At 65.6% G+C, this 24,957-nt stretch carries 26 protein-coding genes; 18 read left to right on the top strand and 8 right to left on the bottom strand.

The window, feature by feature from the left end:
- The 4 genes from DVDV_RS08235 to DVDV_RS08250 all read right to left on the bottom strand — a co-directional run.
- A partial coding sequence (locus DVDV_RS08235) for a pyruvate formate lyase family protein (RefSeq protein ID WP_139311563.1) occupies window positions 1-215 on the bottom strand: 215 nt, incomplete at its 3' end.
- A 71-nt stretch (window positions 216-286) separates the two neighbouring features.
- Complete coding sequence (locus DVDV_RS22715) at window positions 287-2,464, bottom strand: methyl-accepting chemotaxis protein (protein WP_075354204.1); 2,178 nt, start codon at window positions 2,462-2,464, stop codon at window positions 287-289.
- Entirely contained in the window at window positions 2,461-2,796 is a 336-nt protein-coding gene (locus tag DVDV_RS08245) for a helix-turn-helix transcriptional regulator (RefSeq protein ID WP_075354205.1), read from the bottom strand. Before DVDV_RS08245 ends, DVDV_RS22715 begins: the two co-directional genes overlap by 4 nt.
- Window positions 2,793-3,818 carry a DMT family transporter gene (locus DVDV_RS08250; protein ID WP_075354206.1) on the bottom strand — a complete coding sequence of 342 codons (1,026 nt, stop codon included), beginning with the start codon at window positions 3,816-3,818 and terminating at the stop codon, window positions 2,793-2,795. The genes DVDV_RS08245 and DVDV_RS08250 overlap by 4 nt, the downstream gene beginning before the upstream one ends.
- A 219-nt stretch (window positions 3,819-4,037) precedes the next feature.
- Between DVDV_RS08250 and DVDV_RS08255 the strand changes: the two genes are divergently transcribed.
- On the top strand, window positions 4,038-5,498 hold the full coding sequence (locus DVDV_RS08255; protein ID WP_075354207.1) for a sigma-54-dependent Fis family transcriptional regulator: 1,461 nt from the start codon (window positions 4,038-4,040) through the stop codon (window positions 5,496-5,498).
- Window positions 5,499-5,599: 101 nt separating this feature from the next.
- On the opposite strand, the gene DVDV_RS08260 is transcribed toward DVDV_RS08255, so the two are convergent.
- Window positions 5,600-6,181: a hypothetical protein gene (locus DVDV_RS08260; protein WP_075354208.1), complete on the bottom strand. Its 582-nt coding sequence runs from the start codon at window positions 6,179-6,181 to the stop codon at window positions 5,600-5,602.
- A gap of 744 nt (window positions 6,182-6,925) precedes the next feature.
- Between DVDV_RS08260 and DVDV_RS08265 the strand changes: the two genes are divergently transcribed.
- Genes DVDV_RS08265 through DVDV_RS08280 form a run of 4 tightly spaced genes read left to right on the top strand, consistent with a single transcriptional unit; the run spans window position 6,926 to window position 8,412 of the window.
- Complete coding sequence (locus DVDV_RS08265; RefSeq protein ID WP_075354209.1) at window positions 6,926-7,360, top strand: hypothetical protein; 435 nt, start codon at window positions 6,926-6,928, stop codon at window positions 7,358-7,360.
- 14 nt (window positions 7,361-7,374) lie between these two features.
- A complete protein-coding gene (locus DVDV_RS08270; protein ID WP_075354210.1) occupies window positions 7,375-7,656 on the top strand; it encodes a hypothetical protein in 282 nt (93 codons plus the stop codon).
- 8 nt (window positions 7,657-7,664) lie between these two features.
- A complete protein-coding gene (locus DVDV_RS08275) occupies window positions 7,665-8,063 on the top strand; it encodes a DsrE family protein (protein ID WP_075354211.1) in 399 nt (132 codons plus the stop codon).
- Between the two features lie 13 nt (window positions 8,064-8,076).
- The gene (locus tag DVDV_RS08280) at window positions 8,077-8,412 is read left to right on the top strand and encodes a DsrE family protein (RefSeq protein ID WP_075354212.1); all 336 of its coding nucleotides are present in this window, start codon (window positions 8,077-8,079) and stop codon (window positions 8,410-8,412) included.
- Here the strand turns inward: DVDV_RS08280 and DVDV_RS08285 are convergent.
- The 3 genes from DVDV_RS08285 to DVDV_RS08295 all read right to left on the bottom strand — a co-directional run bounded on the left by DVDV_RS08285 (window position 8,406) and on the right by DVDV_RS08295 (window position 12,092).
- On the bottom strand, window positions 8,406-9,335 hold the full coding sequence (locus DVDV_RS08285; RefSeq protein ID WP_075354213.1) for a YitT family protein: 930 nt from the start codon (window positions 9,333-9,335) through the stop codon (window positions 8,406-8,408). The genes DVDV_RS08280 and DVDV_RS08285 overlap by 7 nt on opposite strands.
- A gap of 192 nt (window positions 9,336-9,527) precedes the next feature.
- A complete protein-coding gene (locus DVDV_RS08290; protein WP_075354214.1) occupies window positions 9,528-10,109 on the bottom strand; it encodes a hypothetical protein in 582 nt (193 codons plus the stop codon).
- 84 nt (window positions 10,110-10,193) lie between these two features.
- Complete coding sequence (locus DVDV_RS08295) at window positions 10,194-12,092, bottom strand: alkaline phosphatase family protein (RefSeq protein WP_075354215.1); 1,899 nt, start codon at window positions 12,090-12,092, stop codon at window positions 10,194-10,196.
- Between the two features lie 810 nt (window positions 12,093-12,902).
- Here DVDV_RS08295 and DVDV_RS08300 point away from each other — a divergent pair.
- The 13 genes from DVDV_RS08300 (at window position 12,903) to DVDV_RS08360 (ending at window position 24,943) form a co-directional block, all read left to right on the top strand.
- Window positions 12,903-13,337: an OsmC family protein gene (locus tag DVDV_RS08300; RefSeq protein WP_083634716.1), complete on the top strand. Its 435-nt coding sequence runs from the start codon at window positions 12,903-12,905 to the stop codon at window positions 13,335-13,337.
- 26 nt (window positions 13,338-13,363) lie between these two features.
- Window positions 13,364-13,645: a hypothetical protein gene (locus tag DVDV_RS08305; protein WP_075354216.1), complete on the top strand. Its 282-nt coding sequence runs from the start codon at window positions 13,364-13,366 to the stop codon at window positions 13,643-13,645.
- Between the two features lie 8 nt (window positions 13,646-13,653).
- On the top strand, window positions 13,654-14,052 hold the full coding sequence (locus DVDV_RS08310; protein WP_075354217.1) for a DsrE family protein: 399 nt from the start codon (window positions 13,654-13,656) through the stop codon (window positions 14,050-14,052).
- Between the two features lie 13 nt (window positions 14,053-14,065).
- Entirely contained in the window at window positions 14,066-14,401 is a 336-nt protein-coding gene (locus DVDV_RS08315; RefSeq protein WP_075354218.1) for a DsrE family protein, read from the top strand.
- A gap of 51 nt (window positions 14,402-14,452) precedes the next feature.
- Window positions 14,453-15,208: an ABC transporter ATP-binding protein gene (locus DVDV_RS08320; protein ID WP_075354219.1), complete on the top strand. Its 756-nt coding sequence runs from the start codon at window positions 14,453-14,455 to the stop codon at window positions 15,206-15,208.
- A gap of 30 nt (window positions 15,209-15,238) precedes the next feature.
- Window positions 15,239-16,048 carry an ABC transporter permease gene (locus DVDV_RS08325; RefSeq protein ID WP_075354220.1) on the top strand — a complete coding sequence of 270 codons (810 nt, stop codon included), beginning with the start codon at window positions 15,239-15,241 and terminating at the stop codon, window positions 16,046-16,048.
- A 3-nt stretch (window positions 16,049-16,051) separates the two neighbouring features.
- The gene (locus DVDV_RS08330) at window positions 16,052-16,909 is read left to right on the top strand and encodes an ABC transporter permease (protein ID WP_075354221.1); all 858 of its coding nucleotides are present in this window, start codon (window positions 16,052-16,054) and stop codon (window positions 16,907-16,909) included.
- A 35-nt stretch (window positions 16,910-16,944) separates the two neighbouring features.
- A complete protein-coding gene (locus DVDV_RS08335; RefSeq protein ID WP_254845310.1) occupies window positions 16,945-17,727 on the top strand; it encodes an ABC transporter ATP-binding protein in 783 nt (260 codons plus the stop codon).
- A 59-nt stretch (window positions 17,728-17,786) separates the two neighbouring features.
- Complete coding sequence (locus DVDV_RS08340; RefSeq protein WP_075354222.1) at window positions 17,787-18,857, top strand: ABC transporter substrate-binding protein; 1,071 nt, start codon at window positions 17,787-17,789, stop codon at window positions 18,855-18,857.
- A 140-nt stretch (window positions 18,858-18,997) separates the two neighbouring features.
- Complete coding sequence (locus tag DVDV_RS08345; RefSeq protein ID WP_075354236.1) at window positions 18,998-20,470, top strand: outer membrane homotrimeric porin; 1,473 nt, start codon at window positions 18,998-19,000, stop codon at window positions 20,468-20,470.
- 77 nt (window positions 20,471-20,547) lie between these two features.
- The gene (locus DVDV_RS08350; protein WP_083634718.1) at window positions 20,548-22,389 is read left to right on the top strand and encodes a transporter substrate-binding domain-containing protein; all 1,842 of its coding nucleotides are present in this window, start codon (window positions 20,548-20,550) and stop codon (window positions 22,387-22,389) included.
- Window positions 22,386-23,798 carry a sigma-54 dependent transcriptional regulator gene (locus DVDV_RS08355; protein WP_075354223.1) on the top strand — a complete coding sequence of 471 codons (1,413 nt, stop codon included), beginning with the start codon at window positions 22,386-22,388 and terminating at the stop codon, window positions 23,796-23,798. Before DVDV_RS08350 ends, DVDV_RS08355 begins: the two co-directional genes overlap by 4 nt.
- A gap of 335 nt (window positions 23,799-24,133) precedes the next feature.
- On the top strand, window positions 24,134-24,943 hold the full coding sequence (locus tag DVDV_RS08360) for a substrate-binding domain-containing protein (RefSeq protein ID WP_075354224.1): 810 nt from the start codon (window positions 24,134-24,136) through the stop codon (window positions 24,941-24,943).
- The last annotated feature ends 14 nt before the right edge of the window (window positions 24,944-24,957 follow it).

Here is a 24,957-nt window from a genome sequence, read left to right on the forward strand (position 1 = left end):
GGCGCGGTCTCGCAGGCCCGCTTGAACCCCATGGCCCGCAGGATCATGGGCGGCATGCCCGGATTGGCCCGGTAGACCTCGGTGACGGCCTTGGCCCGGGCAATGGAGACCGAGGGCTTGGCCTCCAGGTAGGCCTGGCGCAGGGCCGCCACCCGCGGGGTGAGGCCGGACTGGGTCGTGTTGCTGGCGGCGGGGACGATGCGTTCATCCTTCATGGGATCGCTCCTTGGGCGCGGTGGCCCGATCGGCCGGGGCGGGTTTGGCCCCGGCCGGCAATGGATACGGCTCAGGTCAGGGCGGCGACGGCTGCCGCCCGGGGCAGGGCCGGGCCGGGGCTGTCGTCGCCGCGCAGTTCCCCGACCAGGGCTTGCAGGTTTTCGGTCAGCTGGACCAGTTCGCACAGGGCCTTGGCCGACTGGGCCATGCCGGCGGCGGTTTCGGCGGTGATGCCGACCACCTCGCCCAGGGTGTTGTGGATCTGGTCGGCGGCAGTGGATTGTTCCTCGGCGGCGGCAGCGATGTCCTGGATCTGGCCGGCGCTTTGCCGGGCCAGGGTGACGATGTTTTCCAGGGCCGTGCCGGACTGGCCGCCCAGGGCCGCGGCTTCGCCGGCAGATTTGGCGGCCAGATCGACGCTGGCGGCGTTTTGCCGGGAGGCTTCCTGGACGGCCTTGATCTTGGCCCCCACGTCGCTGGTGGCCTGCATGGTTTTTTCGGCCAGTTTGCGCACCTCGTCGGCCACGACCGCGAAGCCGCGTCCGGCCTCGCCGGCCCGGGCGGCCTCGATGGCGGCATTGAGCGCCAGGAGGTTGGTCTGGTCGGCGATGTCGGAAATGACGTCCATGACCCCGCCAATGAGCCGGGCCTGTTCGGCCAGCCCGGCCATGTCGTGGCGCAGCCGGCCGGTGAGGCCCTCCAGGGACACGATGGCGGCCAGGGCCCGGTCGATGACCGCTGCGCCTTCGGCGGCCCGGGTCCGGGCGTTTTCGGCGCTGGTGGACGCCCGGGCGGCGCTTTGGGCCACATCCAGGATCGAGGTGTTCATCTGGGCCATGGCCGTGGCCGTCTCGCCCATGGACCGGCGCTGGACCTCGCAGCCACGGGCCGTCTCGTCCACCTGGCTGGAGAGCTGCTGCACGGCCGAGGCCACGCGTTCGGCAATGACCGAGGCCCGGCCGGCCGCGTCCTGCATCCGGAGCATGAGTTCGTCGATGTGGGCTTCCTTGGCCGTGGCCTCGTTCAGGGCCTGCCGGGTGCGCCTGGACTCCTGGCCGATGGCGGCGCTTTGTTCCTCGATGGCGGCCATGTTGCGTTTAAGCGTGGTCACCATGTGGCCCAGGGCCTTGGCCAGGGCCCCGAGTTCGTCGTTTTGGTCCAGGATGAATTCCCGGTCGAGCTCGCCACGGGCCACGGCCTCGGCAAAGCCCACGCCCTTTTTGAGCGGCCCGGTGATGGCCCGGGTCATGAAACAGGCCACGGCCACGCCCAGGCAAAGGGCTGTGCCGAGGCCCACAAGCAGGAGCAGGCGGGCCCGGTCCAGGCCGGCCATGGCCGCGTCGGCCAGTTGTTTGGCGCTGGCCATGCCGTGGGCCGCGGTATCCCGGGTCAGGCGTTCGAGCTCCAGACCGGCCGTTTCCAGGGCCAGCCCGGTTTCCTGGACCGCGGCCAGGGCGGCGATGAGGCTGTCCTGTTGGGCGCGGTACTGCTCAAAGGCGGTGCGCATGGGTTCGATCAGGCGCACTTCCTCGGCCTTTCTGGCCAACTGGCGCAGGTTGCGGATGTTCTCGGCCGCTTCGTCGTAGCGGGGCCGGGCCGCGACCACGATCCCCGGATCGCGCAGGGCCTGGGCCTGCCAGTTGGCCACCCGGACCTTGGCGGCCAGATCGAGGATGGCCGTGGCCTGCCCGATCTTGCTGCGGCGCTCGGCCAGGGCGGCGCTGTCGGCTCCGGCCTCGATCTCCTGATCGAGACGGGTGTTGTTAAGGGCCAGCAGACTGGCCAGCCCCTCGTCGAAAATCTGGGCCCAGCGGAAAAGCCCCTCGCGCTCGGCAGCGATGGCCGTTCCCGTCTCCTGCATCCGGGCCATCAGGGTCTTGAATTGGTCCAGATGCCGGCCGATGCCCTCGGTGCTCTCGCCAAGCATGGTCAGCTCGGCAAAGCGGTCGGCCAGTTCCCTGGCTGCGGCCAGCTGTTTTTCCACCTCGGCCACGGCAGCGGCGGCATCATTGAAAAAAGCGGTTTCATTGGTCAGGGCAAACAGCTGCATGGCCCGGGTGGCCTGGGTGGTAGCGGCGCGCAGGGCGGTGACGATTTCGATTTCGGGCATGAGCCGGGTGGCCTGGACCGAGGATTTTTCCCGGGCCTGGGACATGCTCCACACCGCCAGGCCGCCAAGCCCCACGGTCAGCGACAGGAGCAGGCCGAGGCCCAGGGCGATTTTCAGGCCAAGTTTGAGATTCTTCACGATTCTCCCCCCGGGGCGTTGCATGGTTTGTCCATGGGCCCGGAGCCGGCCGCCGGAGCGCCCCAGCGGCTCCAGGCCAGTCTGGCCCGGCCGCGCCCGGTGATGCAGTAGGACTCGATGAGCCTTTCGCCGGCCAGATACGCCGCCGCCCGCCGGACCAGGCCCACGGCTCGAAGGGCCTGCAGGTGGTCTTCCACGGCCTCGGGCGCGCTCTGGCGTTCGCCAGGATAATTCAGGGCCAGCCGGCCGGAGATGTCGGCGGCGGTCAGGGGTTCGCCGGTTTCAAGGACGGCCATGACGGCCATGCGCAAAGGCGCTTTGACGGCCGTCATGGGGCCGCCCGGACCGGACTGTCGTCGGTGGCGCGCAGATCGGCCATCCGCCGGGGATCGCCCACAACCAGCATCATGCCGCCGACGATGGCCGCCGCTCCCAGCCAGACCCCGGCCGTTAGGGCCGCTCCGGTGAACAGGGCGCTAAACACCACGCCCCACAGGGCATAGGTGACGTTGACGGCCATGGCCCGGCTGACCCCGGTCCGGTTCATGGCCCGGTACCACAGGAGATAGGAGCCGGCTCCGATGACCGAGGCTGCGACGATGACGGCTCCGCCCGGCGAGACGACCGCCCGGGCCAGCACCGGCCATCCGCCGACCAGCGGCAGCACCACCAGCAGATAGAACGCGCCGGAAACGAACTGGCGGATGTTGAGCGCCACCGGCGGGTCCAGGAGATCCATGGCGCTGGTGGATAAAACGCCCTCGGCCCCCCAGCCGACAGTGGCCAGGGCGGCCATGCCAAGGCCCAGGTAGAACTGGGAGCCTTCGGCTCCCTGGGGCGGCGACCAGCCCATGACGGCCACGCCGCAGGCGCAAAGGGCCAGGCCCAGCCAGGCTCGGGGGACGATGCGCTCGCCAAGCAGGACGGCGGCCAGGGCCGAGGCCACGGCCGGATACAGCGAGGTGATGGGCAGGACATAGGCCGGGCCGGCCAGCCGCAGGCCCACGATGTAGCCGCCCATGCCAAGCGGCCCGCCAAAAAGCGCCCCCAGGCCGACCAGCAGCCCTGGCCGGGTGGCCAGGCTGCGGCCGATCTCGCGCATCCGGCCGGTGGCGGCGTTAAACAGCAGGTTCCACAGCCCGGCCAGGACGTCGTGCAGGGCCGAGGCGGCCAGGGGGGCGGCCAGCCACAGGGCCGGATCGGCAAAGGGCGTCTGGCTTAGGCCCTTGTCCAACACGACGCCGTTTAACCCCCACAGCAGCCCCGAACCCAGGGCCATGGCCAGGCCGCGCAGGGCAAAGGCCAGGTCGCGCCGGGCAACCAGGGCGGCGGCAAAGGACGTGTTCCCGGACATGGCACCTTCCTTGATAGCAGGATAACCGCCCGGATAAGCACGGATGATGCCAAGCCCCCAGGCCGGCTGCCGGGGGCGATCCCGGGGGGTGTGGGGCCGGGGCTGGCCGGGAGGGGCGACAGGATTGTCGTTGCCGGCCAGAAGATGTGTGGTTAAGGTAGGTTGCGCGCGCGACAAAAATGGCGTGAAACAGGTCATGAGCGACAGGGAGCGATTGTGATGCATGAGGGAAATCAGGCCATCTGCCTGGACTGCGAAACGCTCAAGCTCCACAAGCTGGAAAACAGCTCGGTCCTGCGCCGGCTGCAGGCCGTGGAGCACAAATTCTCACGCCTGCTCGACCATCTGCCCGGCATGGCCTACTGCTGCCGCATCAACGACGGCGAGAATTTCGTGCTGGAGTTTGTGAGCCAGGGCTGCAAGGCGCTCTTAGGCTACACCACCGAGGAACTCCTGCGGGAAAAAAGCAACACCATCGAGCGCATGACCCACCGGGACGATCTGGAGGCCCTGCGCAAGGTCGAGCGGGAGGCCATTGCCAAACGCGAACCCTATCAGCTCATGTACCGCCTGAGCATGTCCTCGGGCGAAGTCAAATGGATCTGGGACCAGGGCGCGGCCCTGTATGACGAGGAGGGCCGGCCGGAATATCTGGTCGGCATCATCATGGACGTCAGCGCCCAGAAGATGCAGGAGATCGAACTGCGGGAGGAAAACGAGCGCCTGCGTTCCTCGGTCAAGTGCAGCTATGGCCTGGGCGGCATCGTCGGCAAAAGCGAGGTCATGCAGAATGTCTACAAGCTGATCCTCAAGGCCGCCCAGAGCGACACCAACGTGATTATTCTCGGCGAGACAGGCACGGGCAAGGATCTGGTGGCCCGCACCATCCACGAGATGAGCGGGCGCACGGGCAAGTACGTGCCGGTCAACTGCGGGGCCATTCCGGAACAGCTCCTTGAAAGCGAATTTTTCGGCCACAAGAAAGGGGCTTTCTCCGGGGCGGTGGACACGCGGCAGGGCTATCTCGGCGCAGCCGACCAGGGCACGCTGTTTCTCGACGAACTGGGCGAACTCACCCTCAATTTGCAGGTCAAGCTGCTGCGGGCCATCGAGAGCAAGCAGTACACCCCGGTTGGCGACACCGTGCCCCGGCGCAGCGAATTCCGGCTGGTGACGGCCACCAACCGCGATCTCAAGGAGATGGTCCAGCAAAAGATCATGCGGGCCGACTTTTTCTACCGGGTCCATGTCCTGGCCATCGAGCTTCCTCCCATCCGCCAGCGCAAGGAGGACCTGCTCCTTTTAATCGACACGTTTCTGGGCCGCAAAACCGGCATCGCCAACAGTTCGGCCCTGCTTCCCCCGGCCCTGCGGCTGTCCATGGAACAGTATGACTGGCCGGGCAACATCCGGGAACTGCACAACGTCCTGGACCGCTATCTGACCTTTGGCGAAGTGAGCTTCCCGGAACTGGACATGGCCGGGGAGGCGCTGGCGCCCCAGGCCGACGAGCTGGCCGCCTGCGAGGGGCTGACGCTGAAGGAGGCCCTGGACAAGGTCGAGCAGGCCATGATCGTCAAGACGCTTGAGCGCAACCGCTGGCGGCGCGGCGAGACAGCCCGGGAGCTGGGGCTGACCCTGCGCACCCTGCAACGCAAGATGAAGTATTTCGCCATTTAGCCGGTAACACCCCAGGAGTGGCCGGCCGGATGGGCGCGTGTCCGGCCGGCCGCCTGTTGTTGGGGGGCGGCCGGAAAGCCGCCCCCGGTCCGCAGGCGTCGTCAGGCGCAGTCGTGCTTGTCCCAGGGTTCGCGGTTGTCGCGCTGGAGCGCGGCTTCCATGCGGGAGAGGGCTTCCCTGAGCTTGCCCAGTTCGGTCAGCTTCAGGTTGGTTTCCTTGAGGGCCTGATAGAGAATGGCTCCGGTGGCGTCGTCGGGCAGGGGCAGATCGGCGATGTGGGCCAGGGTCGGCGTCACATCCCTGGCCTGGGCCGGCCGGGCCATGGTCCCGATCTTGGTGTTGATGCCAAGGCCGTAAAACACCAGGGCGTTGGCCGCAGCCAAAACCACCAGGGTGCGCCGGTCGGCAATCTCCAGCACGTGCCCCAGGGCCGTTTCCAGGCCGGCCGCATCAGGCTCGCCGAGATCGACCAGGACGAGTCCGGCCCCGGCTTCCAGGCTGGCGGCCAGATCGGCCAGCCCGGCCATCACCGCGCCGGGCACCCGCCGGGCCTCGCCGGCCACGTCGCCGCCGCTGTAGGCCGTGGCCACCACGCCCTTTTTCGTGAATTTCTTGAGCGCATTGCCGCCATTGCCCAGCGACACGTCCCCGGCCAGCAACAGGACCACCTTTTTCTCAGCCACGTCCGTACTCCTTCCCACGTTTCAGCCGCATCCAAGCCGGCCGTTAAGTTTTCCACTTCTGGCCCGGTTCTCCGGGCTTCCTGCCCTTCCAACCCCTGTCGCACGTCCCGGGGCGGTCGGCCCGGCGCACGTGCGCCAGGCGCTGCCCCTTTTCCAAAAAGCGGGCCAATGGCGATTGTCGCCTTCAGAGCTGGGAAATGGAGGGGCCAGAGCGGGCCGGGCCGGCGGCAGCCAAGGGCCGGGGGCGACGAATGTTTCGCCTTTTTGGGCAGGAAATCCGTAACACGCTTATTTAAAAGAATTTATCGCGGACGACACAAAGGGATGAAAAAGCGTCATGCCTGTCGCATCAGGGATGACACCTGCGTCGCAGAAAGGTGCCGCCCCGGATTCGGGGCAGGAGAGACTCGAATCCGGGGCGTGGGCGGCAGCCCTGCCGCCAGACACCGACCGCTGCCGGCCGTCCGCCCGGCCAGGGGGCGCGGCAGAAAGTTGGCTGTCCGGGCCGTTTTGCCGCCGTCCCGCCGTCTTGCCGGCCGGCCCGGCCGGTATTTCCGACAAAAAAACTCTTCAATCCCCCCGCCCTGGCACAGCCGTTGCTTTTGCCGCAAGCGCACGTCGCCGATCCCGGGGCAAGGCCGGGGCAACCCGGTCGTTGCCGTCAACCGTCATTGTGGCCGCCGCCACCCCCGGCAGCCGGACAAGCCCGAGGGCGGGAAAGCCGCCCCGACCAAGGAGTTCCCCATGTCCGAGACCATGACCCTGACTTTTGCCCGCGAGACCGATGCAGCCTGGAAAATCGAAACCGGTTCCCTGGCCCTGCCTGTGATCGCCTACGACAACAGCGCCCTGTCGGCCGAGGGAAAAGGCAATGAGCACTTCGGCGGCCGGCTTCTCGTGGCTGCGGCCATCGCCTGCTACACCAACTCCCTGTGGAACGACATCAAACGCGCCGCCGGCAGGCCCGTGCGCATGACGGCCACGGCCACGGTCAGCAAGGAAAAGACCGACTCCATGCGCACGGCCTTCACCCACATCGACCTGCGCGTGGACGTCAGCGCCGAGGACCTGGATGAGGCCTCCTTCGACACCATCCAAAGCGCGCTCTATCGCGGCTCCCTGGTCACCTACTCCCTGGAGGAGGGCCTGGAGTTCGACTACGAGATCAACCGCATCTAACCGGAGGCCGAACCATGCTGTTTTTGCTGCATACGTCCCGCACCGAGGGACTGGAGGAATTGCGCATCCTGGGCGGGGACGAGGACAAGGCCGTGCTGCTGGTGGGCGATGCGGTCTATCTCGGCCTGCCCGGCCAGGTGGATGTTTTTGAGACCCTTGGCGTGGATGCGGTGTTCGCGGCCAGGGACGCCGTGTCCGTCCGGGGCGTGGTCCCGGCCGAGGCCGTGGCCGTGCTTGGCTACGACGGCATGGCCAAACTGATCCTGGACGACCATGACCAGGTCATAAGCCTGTAGGAGCCGCCATGTCCCGCACACTGACCATCGCGCTGCTCTCGGGCAGCACCGAAAACGACGACGCGGCCTTTGTCGTGAACCTCGCCCGGGCCGTGCTGGCCCGGGGCGACGCAGTCAACGTCTTTCTCTACGGCAACGGCTGCAACCTGGCCAACAAGCCCGTGCCCTTTGACGGACGCTCCCCCATCTCCGACGCCCTGCGCGGGCATATGGACGGTTTCGTCCTGGCCGGGGCCATCGAGGAACTTGCTGCAGCCGGGGCGAAATTCGCCACCTGCCACACCACGGAATACAGCCGCGGCACCGAGGGTCTGGCCTATCTCGACGGCGTGGCCTGGGGCGACGTGGGCAATTCCTACACCCGCTTTCTCATGAGCACCGACGTGCTCCTGACCATCGGCCGCTAGGAGGGAGACAGACATGCTTTCAACGATCAACGTCGTGCTGCGCCAGGCTCCGGGCCAGGAAGCGTCCGTGCTCGGCATCCGGGCCGCCTACGCCATGTTGACGGCCGGGGGCTTTGACGTGCGCCTGCTGTGCCTGGGTGACGGCGTCTACAACCTGCTGGGCGTTCCCGGTTATCCGGGCGATTTGGTGCGCCGCTTCGCCGCCGAGGGCGGCACGCTCCACGCCCATGACGAGGCTCTGGACGCCCGTGGCCTTAGCGGGGCTGCCCTGGAGCCGGGGACGGAGGTGCTCGACGCGGCGGCCATGGCCGATCTCGTGGCCGACGCCGAAGCCACCACCGCCTACTGACCCCGGTTGCGGCCGGACCCGGCCGGTTTGGCCCGCCGGGTCCGGCCGGCCGGGGTGATGCCGTCTGGCCGGCCGAAGCCGCCGCCGATGACGTTGAAGGTGTTTTCCACCACGAACAGGGCCTGGGGATCGATCTCGAACACCATGTCTTCCAGCACCTTGACCTGCATGTTGTGGGTGATGGAAAAGAGAATCTCGACCTCCCCGCCCGAATAGCCGCCGCGGCCCTGCATGATGGTGCCGCCGAGGCTCGTTTCCGAGGCCAGCCGCTGGCTGATCTCCCGAGTGCGCGAGGAGATGATCCAGACCGCCTTGCGCTGGTTGAACACCGACAGCACGTATTCCGTCACCACCGAGCAGAGGAACTGCAGCACAATGGAGGCCACCACCAGATCCGGCTCCATGCGCGCGGCCGTGCCCAGCATGATCAGCCCGTTGACCAGGAAGTAAAACACCCCGTAGCGCAGGCCAAAGCGGCGGTTGAGCATGAAGGCCAGGACATCCAGGCCCCCGCCGGCCCCGCTCGAACGCAGGATGATGCCGCAGCCGGCCCCCATGACCGCGCCCGAGGCAATGGCGGCATGGAGCCGGTCCTGGATGCCGAAGTCCGGGTGGAGCAGGGCGGTCAGGACGGCAATGAGGCCCATGCAGTAGAGGTTGAGCAGGAAAAACCGCTTGCCCACGGCCCGCAGGGCCAAAAGAAACACCGGCGCGTTGAACAGGACGTACCAGACGGCCGTGGACAGGCCGCCTCCGGCGTCGTGGACCAGGGCGGCCAGGCCATAGAGGCCTCCGGGCACGAAGCGTTGGCTGGCGGCGATGCCGTTATAGCCCAGGACATAGACGAGGCTGCCCACGGTCAGAAGGGTCAGGCTCCAGAGCAGGGAATGGGGTGCAGGCTGTTTTTTCTGATCTTTTTTCATGGTCGTGGCCTTTTACGGGCCGGGGTTCGGGAAATGAGGAAGGGGCACGTGCTGCAGCACGTGCCCCTTCCGGGGACGGGGACGCTGGATCCCTATGCCTTTTCCGATAGAGCCGGCCGGTCATTGCCGGTCGGCCTGATGCAATCCGGCCTGCCGCCCGGGGCGGCGGCCGGAGGGTGTTTCGCCGCCGCCCTAGGCGCAGTCGTGCTTGTCCCAGGGTTCGCGGTTGTCGCGCTGGAGGGCGGCTTCCATGCGGGAGAGGGCTTCCTTGAGCTTGCCCAGTTCGGTCAGCTTCAGGTTGGTCTCCTTGAGCACCTGATACAGGATCGCGCCGGTGGCGTCGTCGGCCAGGGGCAGATCGGCGATGTGGGCCAGGGTCGGCACCACATCCCTGGCACAGGCGGCGCGCTCGATGGAGCCGATCTTGGTGTTGATGCCAAGGCCGTAAAAGGCCAGGAGATTGTTTGCGGCCAGCACCACCAGGGTGCGCCGGTCAGCGGCTTCCAGGGCGGCGGCCACGGCCGCGTTGACGGCCTCGGGAGCCGCGTCGCCCATCTCCACCAGCACCAGGGCCGCCCCGTCTTCCAGGGCCTTGGCCACCCCGTCCGGCCCGGCCGTCACGGCTCCGGGAACGCGCCTGGCCTCGCCGGCCACGTCGCCGGCCGTGTAGTTGGCGGCGACAACGGCCTTTTTCTTGAATTTCTTCAGGGCATCGCCGCCGGCGTCCAGCGACGCCTGGTCTGCCAGCAGCACAATGACTTTCTTCTCGGCCATGACAGTCTCCTTGAAACCTTCCCGCAGGACAAGCCCTCCGGGAGCGAATTGGCGTGGCGGCCCGCACGCGTCGGGCCGTGTCCCCTATTTCCCGGCGGTGACCAGGTTGGGGTCTTCCATGATCTGGTACATGGGGCCGCCCTCGGCATCGGCCGGGATGGGATTGCCGGTCATGTAGCAAAGGGTCGGCACGATGTCGGCCAGCCAGCGCGGCCGCTCGTAGCGGTAGCCCTTTTTGACGTTGGGGCCTTTGAAGATGAGGACGTTTTTGAGCGAGCCGCAGCCGGATTCGCCGGTGGGCAGGCCATAGCCGTGCTCGGCCATGTACTCGGGCTTGAGGGCATAGACCACGTCCCCGGCCTGGGCTCCGCCCATGCCGAAGACCCGGGCGTCCTCCTTGCGAACGGCCAGGAGCACCGGACGTTCCCCGGTGTCGGGATGGCGGTAGTCGAGCAGGGCGTCGATGATCTCGTCGCGCACCGTCTCGTAGTCCGCGGCCTCCACGATGCCGCCGGGGTACTTATCCTTGAGGTTGACGTAGACGAACATGTAGCGCTGGGGCACGGCCTTGGATTTGGTCACGTCCAGGGTGTAGTTGTAGCCTTCGGATTCCTCGTAGATTTCCCAGTAGTTTTCCGTGGCCTTGGGCTCGTAGTGGCAAAGGCCGGCGGCCTTGAGGGCCTCGGCCGTGTTGAGGATGGGGCCGATGGGCGTGGCGCCGTGGTCGGAGCACAGGCACACGAGGGCCTCCTCGCCGATGGCCTCCATGAGCCGGCCCAGGAGGCGGTCCTCGATCTGGTAGATGGCCCGCTCCATGTCGTAGGCGCGCTGGCGCTTGGCCTCGTCGGCGCTGTCCATGTCGGCCAGCCAACCGTGGTAGAACCAGTCGATCAGGTGGGTGTGCATGTAAAAGAGGTCCCAGTCGGGATTGGCGGCCAGGGTCGAGGTGGCCACGCTCACCAGCCAGTCGCTGTGGTACTGGGCCACTTCGACCACGGTCTCCATGTCGATGACGCCGTGGATGAAGGCCACCAGTCCCATGTCGTTGCAGATGACCTCGTTTGACAGGTCGAGCTGGGCGGCCGCCTCGGGCGGGGACACGAAGCCCTTTTGGCCGGAGATGCCGGTGACGTAGAGCTTGAAGCTCTCGGCGTCGTCGGACAGTTCCAGGAGCTTTAAGCGAAACGTGCCCGTTTCCGTGCGCCCGTCGGCCTTGATGGTGAAAGGCGCGCTCACCACCGGGCTCCACTGGCCTTTTTGGATGGTGCAATAGGCCGTGGCATAGTCCCGCTCGGGGCACAGGGCGAAGGTGTCAAAGCCGTCGTCGCCCGATTCCCAGGCCAGGGCGTACCAGGTCTGGTTCTCCAGCGGGTCCATGGATTCCTTAAACGTCATGGGGATCACGGCTTCGACCAGCTCGTCGGCCCCTTCGGGCAGGTTCTTCCAGCCCTTGGCGTCGTCGAAGCGGGCCTGGACGCCCATGGGATAGAAGTCCGAGGACACCACCGACTCCGAGGCCAGGTATTCCTTGTGGGCGTTGCCGAGCTGCTTCCAGCGGGTCTCGGCCGGGGACAGGCCTTCGCCCATGATCATGACCCCGTTTTGCATCTTGCTTGGCCAGGACATGGGGTAGTTTATGACCAGACACTTCTTGCCCTGCTTGTCCCAGGCGTCCCAGATGGTCTCGGCCGTGAGGATGGCCGAACCAAAGGCCTGGCAGGTCTTTTTGTGCTCCAGGCTCTCGCCTTCCAGGTAATAGTAATAGTCTTCCACGCCGTGGGTCCTGGGATAGGCCCCGGTGCAGATGGTGGCCCAGGAGGGCGGTGTGACGGTCGGCAGGTTGTAGCCTTCCGTCATGTAGCTGCCGCTGTTGATGAACCTGGCGAAGTTGGGCAGGGCGCCTTCGGCCACCAGGGCCTCCAGGCGTTTGGGGATGGCGCAGTCGAAACCGATCAGGGCGGCCTTGCGGGCGATATTTTTCATGGTCTCGTTCTTCCTTCGCATCGGTCTTGGCGTCGATTCCGGTCCGTGGCGGCCGTGGCCGGCGGCGGGGACGGGTCTCGCCGCGTGATTGCTCTTGCAGTCCATGCCGTATGACGATGAGGCGACGGCTGCCTGGAGCCCGACTGGCGAACAGCTTGCGACCCATCCAAAAAGCGGGCCAATGCCGCAACAGCGGCCTTTTCCCTCGGCTCTCCGACCGGATTGCGGCTTTTTTCCCGAAAGCCGGTCCGTCCCGGCCGGCCCAGGCGTCGGGAATGTCGCCTTTGTCCGACGAAACTCCGTAATCGTCTGAATTTAAAGAAATTGTAGTGTGCGTCAGGCATGAACTAAAACACGACATTTCTGTCGTGTTTTTTTTGTGTGCCTGGTGCGTGCAAGGAAGGGAAAGCTGCTAAGGCAGGATTGCCCGGGCCGTGTCGGAAAAAAAATCGGGCCAGTGCGGAAAAGCCCAGGGAATGTTCGGTCCGGTTCCAGGCGAGGCCCGGCCGGGCCCATAAGGCGGCAACGGCCGGCGGAGCGGGGCAGGTGCCGGAAAGCACAATCGCACAGGGCTTGCCTGGGAGCAAACAACCCGGCATTGTTCGTTTTTTCACAATCGCCACCCTGTTTTCACACTAAACAGGTATAATTTTTAGGGAAATCCTGGCATACGCCTTGCTCTTTACGAGGCGACGATGAGCGACGACGCCGTCGACGGAAGGAGGCCGCCAGCTAGGCCGGCCCCTTCCATCGCCCGACCAGCGGAACGCCCCTACGGGGAAGTCTGCACCGAAAAGGAGCGCACCAGACATGTCGGAAACAATGACACTGACGTTCGCCCGCGAAACCGACGCGGCCTGGAAAATCGAAACCGGTTCCCTGGCCCTGCCTGTGATCGCCTACGACAACAGCGCCCTGTCGGCCGAGGACAAGGGCAACGAACACTTCGGCGGCCGGCTTCTCGTGGCCGCAGCCATCGCCTGCTACACCAACTCCCTTTGGAACGACATCAAGCGCGCCGCCGGCAAGCCCGTGCGCCTGACGGCCACGGCCACGGTCAGCAAGGAAAAGACCGATTCCATGCGCACGGCCTTTACCCACATCGACCTGCGCCTGGACGTCAGTGCCGAGGATCTGGACGAGGCCGCTTTCGACACCATGCAAAGCGCACTCTATCGCGGCTCTCTGGTCACCTATTCCATGGAAGAGGGCATCGAGTTCGACTACGAGATCAACCGCGTCTAGGACGCCGGTTTGGGGGAGAGGGAATTATGCTGTTTTTACTGAATAAATCCAGAAAGGACTGTCTGGAGGAGCTGCGAATCCTGGGCGGGGACGAGGACAAGGCCGTGCTGCTCGTGGGCGACGCGGTCTACCTCGGCCTGCCCGGACAGGCCGGCGCCTTTGAGAATCTGGGTGTGGACGAGGTGTTCGCCGATGCCGATTCCGCCGCCGCCCGGGGCGTGGCCCTGGACGATTCGGTGGCCGCAGTCGGCTTTGAGCGCATGGCCCGGCTCATCATGGACGATCACGACCAGGTCATAAGCCTGTAGGAGCCGCCATGTCCCGCACACTGACCATCGCGCTGCTCTCGGGCAGCACTGAAAACGACGACGCGGCCTTTGTCCTCAAATTGGCCCGGGCCGTGCTGGCCCGGGGCGACGCGGTCAACGTCTTTCTCTACGGCAACGGCTGCAATCTGGCCAACAAGCCCGTGCCCTTTGACGGACGCTCCCCCATCTCCGACGCCCTGCGCCAGCATATGGACGGTTACGTCCTGGCCGGAGCCATCGAGGAACTTGCTGCAGCCGGGGCGAAATTCGCCACCTGCCACACCACGGAATACAGCCGGGGCACCGAGGGCCTGGCCTATCTCGACGGCGTGGCCTGGGGCGACGTGGGCAATTCCTACACCCGCTTTCTCATGAGCACCGACGTGCTCCTGACCATCGGCCGCTAGGAAGGAGACCGACATGCTCTCAACGATCAACGTCGTGCTGCGCCAGGCTCCGGGCCAGGAAGCGTCCGTGCTCGGCATCCGGGCCGCCTACGCCATGCTGACGGCCGGGGGCTTTGACGTGCGCCTGCTGTGCCTGGGCGACGGCGTCTACAACCTGCTGGGCGTTCCCGGCTATCCGGGCGATCTGCTGCGCCGCTTCGCCGCCGAGGGCGGCACGCTGCATGCCCATGACGAGGCTCTGGCCGAGCGCGGCATCGCCGCAACCGCCCTGGAGGCAGGGACGGAAGCGCTGGACGCGGCGGCCTTGGCCGACCTCGTGGCCGACGCCGAGGCCACCACCGCCTATTAAGGCTCGCGGCGAGCGCCGGGATGCGGCGCGCAACCACCCGAGGAGACAGACGTGGCACACTGTACGACGCCAAGACCGAAAATCCAGGTCAGCAATTTCACCAAGCGCTACGGCGACCTGACCGTTCTCGACAATATCCACTTCGACATCAGGGAAGGGGAGCTGGTCAGCATCGTCGGGCCCACAGGCTGCGGCAAGACCACCTTTCTCAACTGCATGTCCAAGCTGACCGAAACCACCGAAGGCAACATCTTCATCGACGGCGAAGTGGCCAACCCCGTCAAGCACAACCTGGCCTTCGTCTTCCAGGAGCCGACGGCCCTGCCCTGGCGCACCGTCAGACAGAACGTGGCCTACGGCATGGAGGTCAAGAAGTTCCCCAGGGACGAACTGCAAAAGCGCCTGGACTACATCTTAAACCTCGTCGGCCTGGAAGACACCGCCGATCTCTATCCCAACCAGATTTCGGCCAGCATGATGCAGCGTATTGCCGTGGCCCGGGCCTTTGCCGTCAACCCGGACCTGCTGCTCATGGACGAACCCTACGGCCAGCTCGACGTCAAGCTGCGCTTTTATCTCGAAGACGAGCTGGTCAAGCTCTGGCAGACGCTCAAAAGCACGGTCCTGTTCGTCACCCACAACATCGAAGAAGCGGTCTACGTGGCCGAGCGCATCATCGTGCTGACGCCCAAGCCCACCAAGGTGCGGGCCGAAGTCGTGGTCGATCTGCCGCGTCCCAGAAACTTCCTGGACCCCAAGTTCATCGAAATCCGCCGGCACGTCACCGATCTCATCCGTTGGTGGTGATCGCGGTCCACGGCATAGGAGTGATGCACCATGGCATTTGAAACCGTCAAAGTCCGAAAGCCCCTGCTGCTGCGACTGCTGCCATTTTTAAGCGTGGCCACCTTTTTCCTGGTCTGGGAGTTTGCCGTATCCCCGCCCGGCGTCTCGGACTGGCGCATCCCGTCCACCCTGCTCACCCGTCCGTCCGACACCCTGCTTCTGGCCATCGACAAGCTCACCAACGTCAATCCCGACGGCGCAACCCTTGGCACCCACGCCTGGGTGAGCATGCAGGAGGCGTTTACCGGCTACATCCTGGCCCTGCTCGTCGGCATTCCCCTGGGCCTGCTCATGGGCTGGTTCTCGGCGGTGCGCGGCCTGGCCCGGCCCATCTTCGAGCTGGTGCGGCCCATTCCGCCCATTGCCTGGATTCCCCTGACCATCTTCTGGTTCGGCATCGGCCTTGGCGGCAAGGTCTTCATCATCTGGATCTCCGGCATCGTGCCCTGCGTCATCAACGCCTACATCGGCGTCGGCATGACCAACCCGGTGCACATCCAGATGGCCCGCACCTTCGGGGCCAGCGACTGGAAGATCTTCACCAGCATCTGCATCCCCTCGGCCCTGCCCATGGTCTTCGGGGCTCTGCAGATCGCCCTGGCCTACTGCTGGGTGACCCTGGTCGGGGCCGAGCTGCTGGCCTCGGACCAGGGCCTGGGCTTTCTCATCACCATGGGCCGCAACCTCGGCCGCACCGACATCGTGATCCTCGGCATGGTCAGCGTGGGTCTGGCCGGAGCCGTCATCGGCTGCATCATCGACAGGATCGAGTCCAAACTGCTGGCCGGGATACGGAGATAAGCCATGAGCGACACCGCTGCATCCGTCTGCAATGAAGTCATCGTGCGGGGGCCGGCCAAGCGCCGCATCACCCTGGCCTCGGTCCTTCGCAACGAATACTTCCTCAACACCGTGTCCCTGCTCCTGTTTTTCGGGCTGTGGCACTGGGCTGCGGCCAGCCGGGTGCTTGGCACCTCAAGCGCCCTGGCCACGCCCTTTGAAGTCGTCGTGCGCCTGCAGGAGCTTTTCACCTCCACCCTGGCCGGCCTGACCATGTGGGGCCACATCTTCGCCAGCCTGCGCCGGGTGCTCATCGGCTTTATCATCGCCGCCGCCCTGGGCGTGCCCCTGGGGCTGATCATGGCCCTTAATCCCTACGTCAACGCCGTGGTCAAGCCCATCGTCGACATCTTCAAGCCCATGCCGCCCCTGGCCTGGATCTCCGTGGCCATCCTGTGGTTCGGCATCCAGGAGATGCCCAAGATCTTCATCATCGTCATCGGCTCCTTTGTCCCGGCCCTGTTGAATGCCTACAACAGCGTCCTTTTGATCGAACCGGAACTCTACGACGTGGTGCGGGTCATGGGCGGTGGACGCTGGAACGAGGTCAAGCAGGTGTGCATTCCGGCCTCGCTGCCGGCCATCTCTGCCGGCCTGCAGATTGCCCTGTCCAGCGCCTGGGGCTGCGTCCTGGCCGCCGAACTGGTCAGCTCCCGTTCCGGCCTGGGCTACATCATCATCCAGGGCATGAAGGTGTCCGATCCGGCCATGGTGCTTGGCGGCATGGCCGTCATTGCGGTCATCGCCTGGCTGATGTCCCGGGCCATGGACGCCCTGGACCGCAAGCTGTGCCCCTGGCGCCGCGAAATCAAGGATCTCTAGACCCGCCCCGGCGCGGCTACTGAAGGGATAGAACCGTGAATACGCCAACACACGCGGCCAACGTCAAGATCGCCTGCGACGCCGTGTCCATGACCTTCATCCAGAAAGGCGTCCAGCGCGTCCCGGTCCTGCGCGACGTCTCCATGGAGGTCTTTGACCAGGAATTCCTGGTCATCCTCGGGCCGGGACAATGCGGCAAGACCACCTTGCTGCGCATCATCGCCGGCCTGGAAACGCCTTCAAGCGGCGAGATCCGCCTGGACGGCGCGCCCATCGACGGTCCCGGAACCGACCGGGGCCTGGTCTTTCAAAGCTACATGCTTTTTCCCTGGAAGACGGTCCTTGGCAACGTGACCGTGGGCCTGGACATGAATCCGGCCCTCACTCCCGAGGAACGCCGGGTCGAGGCCAAGCGCTGCATCGATCTGGTCGGCCTGTCCGGCTTCGAGAAATACTATCCGCACCAGCTCTCCGGCGGCATGAAGCAGCGCGTCGGCCTGGCCCGGGCCTTTTCCATGCAGCCCAAGGTCATGCTCATGGACGAGCCCTTTGGCCAGCTCGACGCCCAGACGCGGTTTTTCATGGAGCAGGAGACCGAACGCATCTGGCTCAGCCAAAAGCGCACCACCCTGTTTGTCACCAACAACATCGACGAGGCCCTGCTCCTTGGCGACCGCATCGTCACCATGGAAGGCAAGCTCCCCGGCCAGGTCAAGGCGTCCTACCGGGTGGATCTGCCCCGGCCCCGCGACCCCATGGATATCCGGTTCCTGCAGCTGCGCCAGGAGATCACCGACGCCCAGGAACTGACCCTGTAATGGCGGCCATCCCGGACGCGCGGCGCGTCCCTCAACCCGTAACTGTTCGGAGGTTGTGTATGAGACGGTATCTCGCCCTCGCCCTGACCCTGGCCTTCGTCCTGGCCCAGGCCATACCCGCCCTGGCCCAGGACAAGCCGGTCAAGGTGCCGACCTGCTGGATGGATTCCTCGGAAGCATTCAATATCTGGTATGCCAAGAAAAAGGGATGGGACAAGGAAGAGGGGCTCGACCTGGAAATGCTCATGTTCGGCAGCGGTCCGGCCCAGATGGAGGCCCTGCCGGCCAAGCAGTGGGTCATGGGCGGCACCGGCGTTGGCGGCGTGCTCATCGGCGGGATGCGCTACGACATCTCGCTTCTGGCCCCGGCCATCGACGAGGCCGAGGTCAATGCCTTCTACGTCCGCGCCGACAGCCCGATTTTAAAGACCAAGGGCTTTAACCCCGCCTATCCCGACGTGTACGGCAGCCCTGAATCCGTCAAGGGCAAGACCATCCTGCTCACCTCCCAGACCACGGTCCATTATATCGTCGGCAAGTGGCTGGAAATCCTTGGCCTCAAGGAAAGCGACGTCAAGATCACCAACATGGAGCAGCCCTCCATCGTGGCCGCCTTTGAAAAGGGCATCGGCGACGTGGCCTCGGTGTGGGCGCCGTTCACCTTCACCTGCGAATCGCGCGGCTGGGTCAAGGCCGGCTCCACCGGCACGACCAAGGCCAATACCGCAACCGTCCTGGTTGGCGACAAGAAGTGGTGCGAGGCCAATCCCCAGTTGGTGGCCAAGTTCCTGCGCGTCTACTTCCGCGTCTCCGACGTCATGCGCAAGGAAGGTCCCTCGCCCGAAATGGTCAAGGCCTACCAGGAATTCATGAACGACTTCTGCGGCACCAAGATGAGCGCCGAGGACGCCAAAAAGGAGATGGAAGTCCATCCGCGTTGGACCCTGGCCGAGGCGATCAAGCTCAGTGCCGGCGACAACGATTCCCCCATTGCCAAGTGGCAGGTCCAGGCCGCCGCGTTTTTCACCTCCATGGGCCGTTTTTCCCCGGCCGAACTGGAAAAGTTCAAAAAGACCGATCTGGTCACCGACAAATACCTGAAGATCGCTGCTGAAAAGCCCCTGCCCTAGCCCGGCCCGGCAACAGCGGCGCTTCCGGTATTTCCGACGTCCACGGCCTGCCGGCGAATCCCCGCCACGATGCCCCGCCGGCCGGCAACTGGCCGGCCGGCGGGGTGTGCCCCGAACCCCTGTCAATTGGAGGATGGATGATGCGACGTCTTTCCCTGCTCGTCCTGGTGGCCGCCCTGACCCTGGCCACAACGGCTGCCCGGGCCGCAACAGAAGTGCGCATGGTGGGCGATGCCCTGGTTTACGGCAACTATTTCGCCAAACAAAACTTCACCGGCTGGAGCGGCCCGTCCTGGAACAACAACGTTCCCACCTGGACCGGGGCCGGCCAGCAGACCGAGGACCGCTTCCAGATCTGGGAACGGTTCCGCGTGCGCGCCGACTTCGTGGCCAACGAGGCCGTCAAGTTTCGCCTGGGCACCCGGGTTCTGGACACCTGGGGCCATGGCACCCTGACCGCGGCCAACCCCACGGTCTCCATCTCTGTGTATCAGGCCTATCTGCAGTTCAAGCTGCCCGGCAGCGACGTGGAGGTCACGGCCGGCCTGCAGGACCTGTCCCTGCCGGCCAACGAATTCTTCTGCGACTCCGTGGTCTTCGGCGGCGACCGGGCCGCCGGGCTGGTCGTGCGCGCCCCGCTCATCAACGACACCCTGGGCATCTCCGCCGGCTATGCCCGGCTTATTGACACCAACAAGACCTACGACACCACCACCACCCAGGTGTCTGACGAGCTCGACCTGTACTTCCTGGCCCTGCCCGTGACCGGCCAGGGGTTCACCACCACGCCCTGGGCTGCTGTGAGCGTGGCCGGCCGCGACGCCGCCTACTTCACCAACTACTCCTACGCCAACACGACCTTTGCCGAGAACCTGCTTTCGGCCGGGACGCTCCTGTCCCCGACCAAGTGGAAGAACAGCCAGAACCCGTACTTCTGGGCCGGCGACACCTTCCAGATCACGGCTCTTGATCCGATCAAGTTCTACGGCGATGTGGTCTACGGGGCCGGAGCGGTCAACGACCGCAAAAAAAGCAAGCGCGAAGGCTGGTTCGTCGACCTTGGCGCCGAGTACACCGGCTTTACCATGGTCACCCCCCAGGCCTTTGGCTGGTGGTCCACCGGTGAGGACAGCTCCACCAGAAACGGCAGCGAACGCCTGCCCATCCTGGAATCGAGCTGGGGACCGGGCAACAGCTTCCTGTTCGACACCACCCAGGACCTGTACATGAACAGCAACATGGGCATGAGCATCGTTGGCAACTGGGGTCTTGGCGCCTCCCTGGACAAGATCTCCTTTGTCGAAAAACTCACCCATCGCCTGACCTTCATGTACGTCCACGGCAACAACTCTTCCAAGGCCATCCGCAACCTCAACACCCTGCTCGGCAGCAATCCCTACTTCCAGATGGGCCATGACCTGACCAGCGACGAGCATGTCATGTCGGTCAACTTCGACAACAAATACCAGATTTACGAAAGTCTGGCCCTGCTTCTCGAAACCGGCTGGGCCCATGGCGAGTTCCAGAAAAGCGTGTGGGGACGCCGCCTGGTCAATGCCTCGCGCGACGGCGACTCCCTCAAGGTGGCCTTTGGCCTCAAGTACCGCTTCTAGACAGGCCGGCCTTCCGGCACCGTCTCCCTGCGCCGGGGTCTTCGGGTCCCGGCGCGTTGTTGCTGCCCGCAGGCCTTATGGCCCTCGCCTCGGGGGTGGCGGCGCGCCCCCAAGGACGCTGCATTGACGCCACGACGGGAAGCTCTTATTGCAGTCCGGTGTACCGGTGCGATCATACGATAAAAAACAGAATTCTTGAGAAATATCTGCCAGTTGTCCTGGGCTTTGGGCTGCTGTGCCTGGTTGTGGCCTGCTGTCCGGCAAGCCCAGTCCAGGCCCAGGAATCGGCCCCGGCCCGTCGCCCGCTGGTCATCGGCGGCGACAAGAACTACCCCCCCTACGAATATCTCGACGAAAACGGCCAGCCGGCCGGCTTCAATGTCGATCTGTCCAGGGCCGTTGGCGAGGCCATGGGCGTTCCCGTGCAGTTTGTGCTCATGGACTGGTCCCGCCTGCACGAAGCCCTGGCCGACGGCACGGTGGACGCCCTGCAGCGCACGCCCTATTCCAATCTCTGGCTGCGCGAGGCCGAACTCACCCCGCCCCACACCACCATCCACCACGCCATCTTTGCCCGCAGGGACACGCCGGCCGTTTCCTCCCTGGAGGAACTGGCCGGGAAAAAGGTCATCGTCCATCCCGGGGGCAGCATCAACGACATCCTGGACGGCCTGGGCTACGAAAAGGACCTCATTTTTTCCAGGACCCCGGTGGGCGGCCTGCGCCGTCTGGCCTCGGGGGAGGGGGAGTATGCCGTGGTGGCCATGCTGCCCGGACTCTTTGCCCTGGAGCAGGAGAAACTCGACAATATCCGGGTCGTGGCCAAAAGCGTGACCAGCCAGCCCTACGGATTTGCCGTCATCCACGGCAACGAGGCCACCCTGGCCCTGCTTGGCGAAGGGCTCGCCCTGGTCAAGCAGTCGGGCCGCTACCAGGAACTGCGGCGCAAATGGTTCGGGGTCATGGACACCGAGGCCTTCTCGCCCCGGATGGTGCTCCGTTATGCGGCCGTGGTCCTTGGGCCGCTGTTGCTGTTGCTTGGCGGGGCGGCCCTTTGGACGCGTTCGCTCAAACGGCAGGTCGACCAGCGCACGCGCTCGCTCTCCGATGCCCTGGCCCTGTTGCGCGACAACCAGCAGCAGCTCGTCCAGGCCGACAAGATGGCGGCCCTGGGCGTCCTGGTTTCGGGCGTGGCCCATGAGATCAACAACCCGAACGGGTTGATCCTGCTTAATGTGCCGATTCTGAAAAAGCTCAACGCCGAGGCCATGCGCGTTCTGGACGAGGTCTACCGGGAGCGGGGCGATTTCCCCCTTGGCGGCGGCACCTATTCGCGCATCCGGGACAAGCTGCCGCGCATTGTCGACGTGGTCGAGGAAAGCGCCCAGCGCATCCGGCGCATCGTTGACGACCTGCGCGATTTTTCCCGTCTGGCCCCGCCAAGCGACCACCAGCCGTTTCAACTGGACGAGGTGGCCCAAAAGGCCGTCCGCCTGACCGGCAGCTCCATCCACAAAGCCACCCGGTATTTCCGCCAGCAAGACGCGCCCGACCTGCCGCCGGTGTGGGGCAATCCCGCGCGCATCGAACAGGTGGTGGTCAATTTGCTCCTCAATGCCTGCCAGGCCCTGCCATCGCCCGACCAGGGCATTGCCGTGGCCACGGCGCTGGCTCCGGGCGGCAAGGCCGTGGTCCTGACCGTGGCCGACGAGGGCGTCGGCATCGCCGCCGAGGACATCCCCCGCCTGACCGATCCCTTTTTCACCACCAAGCGGGCCACCGGCGGCACCGGGCTTGGGCTGTCCGTCTCGGCCGGCATCGTCAAGGAGCATGGCGGCAGCCTGGAATTTTCCTCTGAACCGGGCCGGGGCACGACGGTGCGCCTGGTGCTGCCTGTTGCTGGCGGGGAGGCCGCATGAGTGGCGCGTGCGCCGGGGGCCTTGGCATTTTGCTCGTGGACGACGAGGCTGACTGGTTGGAATCCATGGCCCTTTTGCTCGAAGTCTCGGCCGGCTTTTCCAATGTGCGGACCTGCCGGGACAGCCGGCAGGTCCTGGACATCCTGGAGGCGGGCGGGATTGGCCTTGTGCTTCTCGACCTGACCATGCCGCATGTGGGCGGCACGGAACTGCTGGCCGCCATCACCGAACGCCATCCGGACGTGGCCTGCATCGTGCTGTCGGGCCTGAACCAGCTGGCCACGGCTGTGGCCTGCATGAAGCTTGGCGCCTACGATTACTGCGTCAAGACCGACGACGAGGGCCGCATCGTCGGGGCCATTGTCCGGGCCATGGAGATGCTTGAACTTCGGGCCGAAAGCCGGGAGGTGGCCAGCCGGGTGGTTTCGGGCAGCCTGGGCCATCCCGAGGCCTTTGCCGCCATCCGCACCCACAGTCCGGCCATGCGGGCCGTTTTCGCCTACATCGAGGCCGTGGCCAAAAGCCCCAGGCCCTTGCTCGTCACCGGGGAATCCGGCGTCGGCAAGGAGGCCCTTGTGCGCGCCGCCCACGCATTGAGCGGCCGAAGCGGCCCCCTGGTGGCCCTCAATGTGGCCGGGCTGGACGATACGGCCTTTACCGACACGCTTTTTGGCCATGTCCGGGGGGCGTTCACCGGGGCCGAGGCCCCGCGCCGGGGGCTGGTCGAGGAGGCTGCCGGCGGCACCCTTTTTCTCGATGAAATCGGCGATCTGGCCGTCGCCTCCCAGGTGAAGCTGTTGCGCCTGCTCCAGGAGGGGGAATACTACCCCCTGGGCTGCGACCAGCCCAGACGGCTGTGCGCCCGGATCATTGCCGCCACCCACGCCGATCTGGCGGCCCGGGAGCGCGAGGGGCTTTTCCGGCGGGACCTCTATTTCCGTTTGCGCACCCACCACGTGGCCGTGCCCCCCTTGCGAGAACGCCCCGAAGACATCGAACCCCTGCTCGACCACTTCCTGGCCGAGGCGGCCGCGGCCCTGGACAAAAGAAAGCCCACGCCACCCCGGGAACTGGTCCCGCTCCTTACGACCTATGCCTTTCCCGGGAACATCCGGGAACTGGCAGCCATGGTCTACGACGCCGTCAGCCTGCATACCGGCCGGATGCTCTCCATGGACAGCTTCAAGCGCCACCTCGGGGAGGCCGAAGGCCCGGCCGCCATCGCCGATGACGAGAACCCCTTTGCCGGGCTGACCAGCCTGCCAAGCTTTGCCAAGGCCGAAAAGCTCCTGCTGGCCGAGGCCCTGGCCCGGTCGGCCGGCCGCCAGACCCTGGCCGCCCGGCTGCTTGGCGTCACCCAGTCGGCCCTGTCAAAGCGCCTCAAGGCCCTGCGCCAGGACGACGACTAGCCGCTTTCCTCGCTGATCCTCCTGCCCAAAGGGGTATGCCGACAGGCACATCATGCCTTTTGGCATGTGCCGCCAAAGCGCCGTGCTTCCGGGCCTGGCGGCCCAAGCCCCCGGGGACTTGCCGTCCGGCATACCCCTTGCCCAGGTCCTTTCCCGTCAGAGAAACTCAATTTCCTATTGTATCCAGCCTGTTAAGCCACAAGACCCGTCCTGGCATCACTCCTGCTTTGGGAATTCCGTCACGAACGAGGGACGGCCCCGCCTCGGAGGCGGCAGCCGGTTCGCGGCGACTGTCCGCGGCCTCCGGCCGCATGGTTTCAAGCAGAGGAGCGAGTATGAACGGATTGCGCATCGTCGGGCTTTGCAGTCTGGCCGGCCTCCTGGCCCTCACCCTGTACGCCGGCAACGCCGCCGCCGCCGAGCCCCTGACCTACGAAGGGGCCAGCACCATCGGGCACATGGTCCTGCCCGAGGCCACCAAGCTCTTTACCGCCAAGACCGGCATTCCCTTCGGCGCCATCGGCACGGCCGGGGCCGGGGCCGGCTTCAAGGCCGTGGTGGCCGGCCAGGTCTCCTTCGGCGGGCTGGCCAGCGAGCCGACCGACAAGGAAAAGGCCGCCCTGACCGACATCGAGGTCATCGGCTACGACGTCATGGGCATTTTCGTGCACCCGCAAAACACCGCCAAAGACCTGAGCATGGCCCAGCTCAAGGACATTTTCTCGGGCAAGGCCACCAACTGGAAGGAAGTCGGCGGCCCGGACCTGCCCATCACCGTGTACAGCGAAAAGCTCGACGGCGGCCGGGCCACGGTCAAGGCCTTCAAGGCCATGGTCCTTGGCGACACGGCCTACGGCCCGGTCAAGGAACTCGACGACGCCACCGACTGCGTGGCCGACGTGGCCAAAGATCCGGGCGGCATCACCGCCTCGTCCATGTCCTTTGCCGTGCCCGGCGTGGCCGCCGTCTCCATCGACAAAGCCAGGCCCGAGGCCGCCGCCGTCCGGTCCGGGGCGTATCGCCTCAAGCGCCCCCTGTCGCTCATTGCCGTCAAGCCTTCCCAAGAGGTTACGGCCTTTTTTGCATTCATGCTGACCCCGCCGGCCCAGTCCATCGTGGCCCAGAGTTTCGTCCCGGCGAAATAGCCGGGCGTTTTGGC

The organism is Desulfovibrio sp. DV, assembly GCF_001936595.1.
GTDB lineage: Bacteria > Desulfobacterota > Desulfovibrionia > Desulfovibrionales > Desulfovibrionaceae > Solidesulfovibrio.

Bases quoted from the DNA above. Each gene is read 5' to 3' on its own strand.
- DVDV_RS08355 (WP_075354223.1), top strand. From the start codon at position 22,386: ATGAGTGGCGCGTGCGCCGGGGGCCTTGGCATTTTGCTCGTGGACGAC.
- DVDV_RS08340 (WP_075354222.1), top strand. From the start codon at position 17,787: ATGAGACGGTATCTCGCCCTCGCCCTGACCCTGGCCTTCGTCCTGGCC.
- DVDV_RS08265 (WP_075354209.1), top strand. From the start codon at position 6,926: ATGTCCGAGACCATGACCCTGACTTTTGCCCGCGAGACCGATGCAGCC.
- DVDV_RS08250 (WP_075354206.1), bottom strand. From the start codon at position 3,818: ATGTCCGGGAACACGTCCTTTGCCGCCGCCCTGGTTGCCCGGCGCGAC.
- DVDV_RS08305 (WP_075354216.1), top strand. From the start codon at position 13,364: ATGCTGTTTTTACTGAATAAATCCAGAAAGGACTGTCTGGAGGAGCTG.
- DVDV_RS08245 (WP_075354205.1), bottom strand. From the start codon at position 2,796: ATGACGGCCGTCAAAGCGCCTTTGCGCATGGCCGTCATGGCCGTCCTT.
- DVDV_RS08325 (WP_075354220.1), top strand. From the start codon at position 15,239: ATGGCATTTGAAACCGTCAAAGTCCGAAAGCCCCTGCTGCTGCGACTG.
- DVDV_RS08300 (WP_083634716.1), top strand. From the start codon at position 12,903: ATGTCGGAAACAATGACACTGACGTTCGCCCGCGAAACCGACGCGGCC.
- DVDV_RS08345 (WP_075354236.1), top strand. From the start codon at position 18,998: ATGCGACGTCTTTCCCTGCTCGTCCTGGTGGCCGCCCTGACCCTGGCC.
- DVDV_RS08360 (WP_075354224.1), top strand. From the start codon at position 24,134: ATGAACGGATTGCGCATCGTCGGGCTTTGCAGTCTGGCCGGCCTCCTG.
- DVDV_RS08285 (WP_075354213.1), bottom strand. From the start codon at position 9,335: ATGAAAAAAGATCAGAAAAAACAGCCTGCACCCCATTCCCTGCTCTGG.
- DVDV_RS08275 (WP_075354211.1), top strand. From the start codon at position 7,665: ATGTCCCGCACACTGACCATCGCGCTGCTCTCGGGCAGCACCGAAAAC.
- DVDV_RS08290 (WP_075354214.1), bottom strand. From the start codon at position 10,109: ATGGCCGAGAAGAAAGTCATTGTGCTGCTGGCAGACCAGGCGTCGCTG.
- DVDV_RS08315 (WP_075354218.1), top strand. From the start codon at position 14,066: ATGCTCTCAACGATCAACGTCGTGCTGCGCCAGGCTCCGGGCCAGGAA.
- DVDV_RS08350 (WP_083634718.1), top strand. From the start codon at position 20,548: ATGGCCCTCGCCTCGGGGGTGGCGGCGCGCCCCCAAGGACGCTGCATT.
- DVDV_RS08270 (WP_075354210.1), top strand. From the start codon at position 7,375: ATGCTGTTTTTGCTGCATACGTCCCGCACCGAGGGACTGGAGGAATTG.
- DVDV_RS08310 (WP_075354217.1), top strand. From the start codon at position 13,654: ATGTCCCGCACACTGACCATCGCGCTGCTCTCGGGCAGCACTGAAAAC.
- DVDV_RS08255 (WP_075354207.1), top strand. From the start codon at position 4,038: ATGCATGAGGGAAATCAGGCCATCTGCCTGGACTGCGAAACGCTCAAG.
- DVDV_RS08295 (WP_075354215.1), bottom strand. From the start codon at position 12,092: ATGAAAAATATCGCCCGCAAGGCCGCCCTGATCGGTTTCGACTGCGCC.
- DVDV_RS08280 (WP_075354212.1), top strand. From the start codon at position 8,077: ATGCTTTCAACGATCAACGTCGTGCTGCGCCAGGCTCCGGGCCAGGAA.
- DVDV_RS08330 (WP_075354221.1), top strand. From the start codon at position 16,052: ATGAGCGACACCGCTGCATCCGTCTGCAATGAAGTCATCGTGCGGGGG.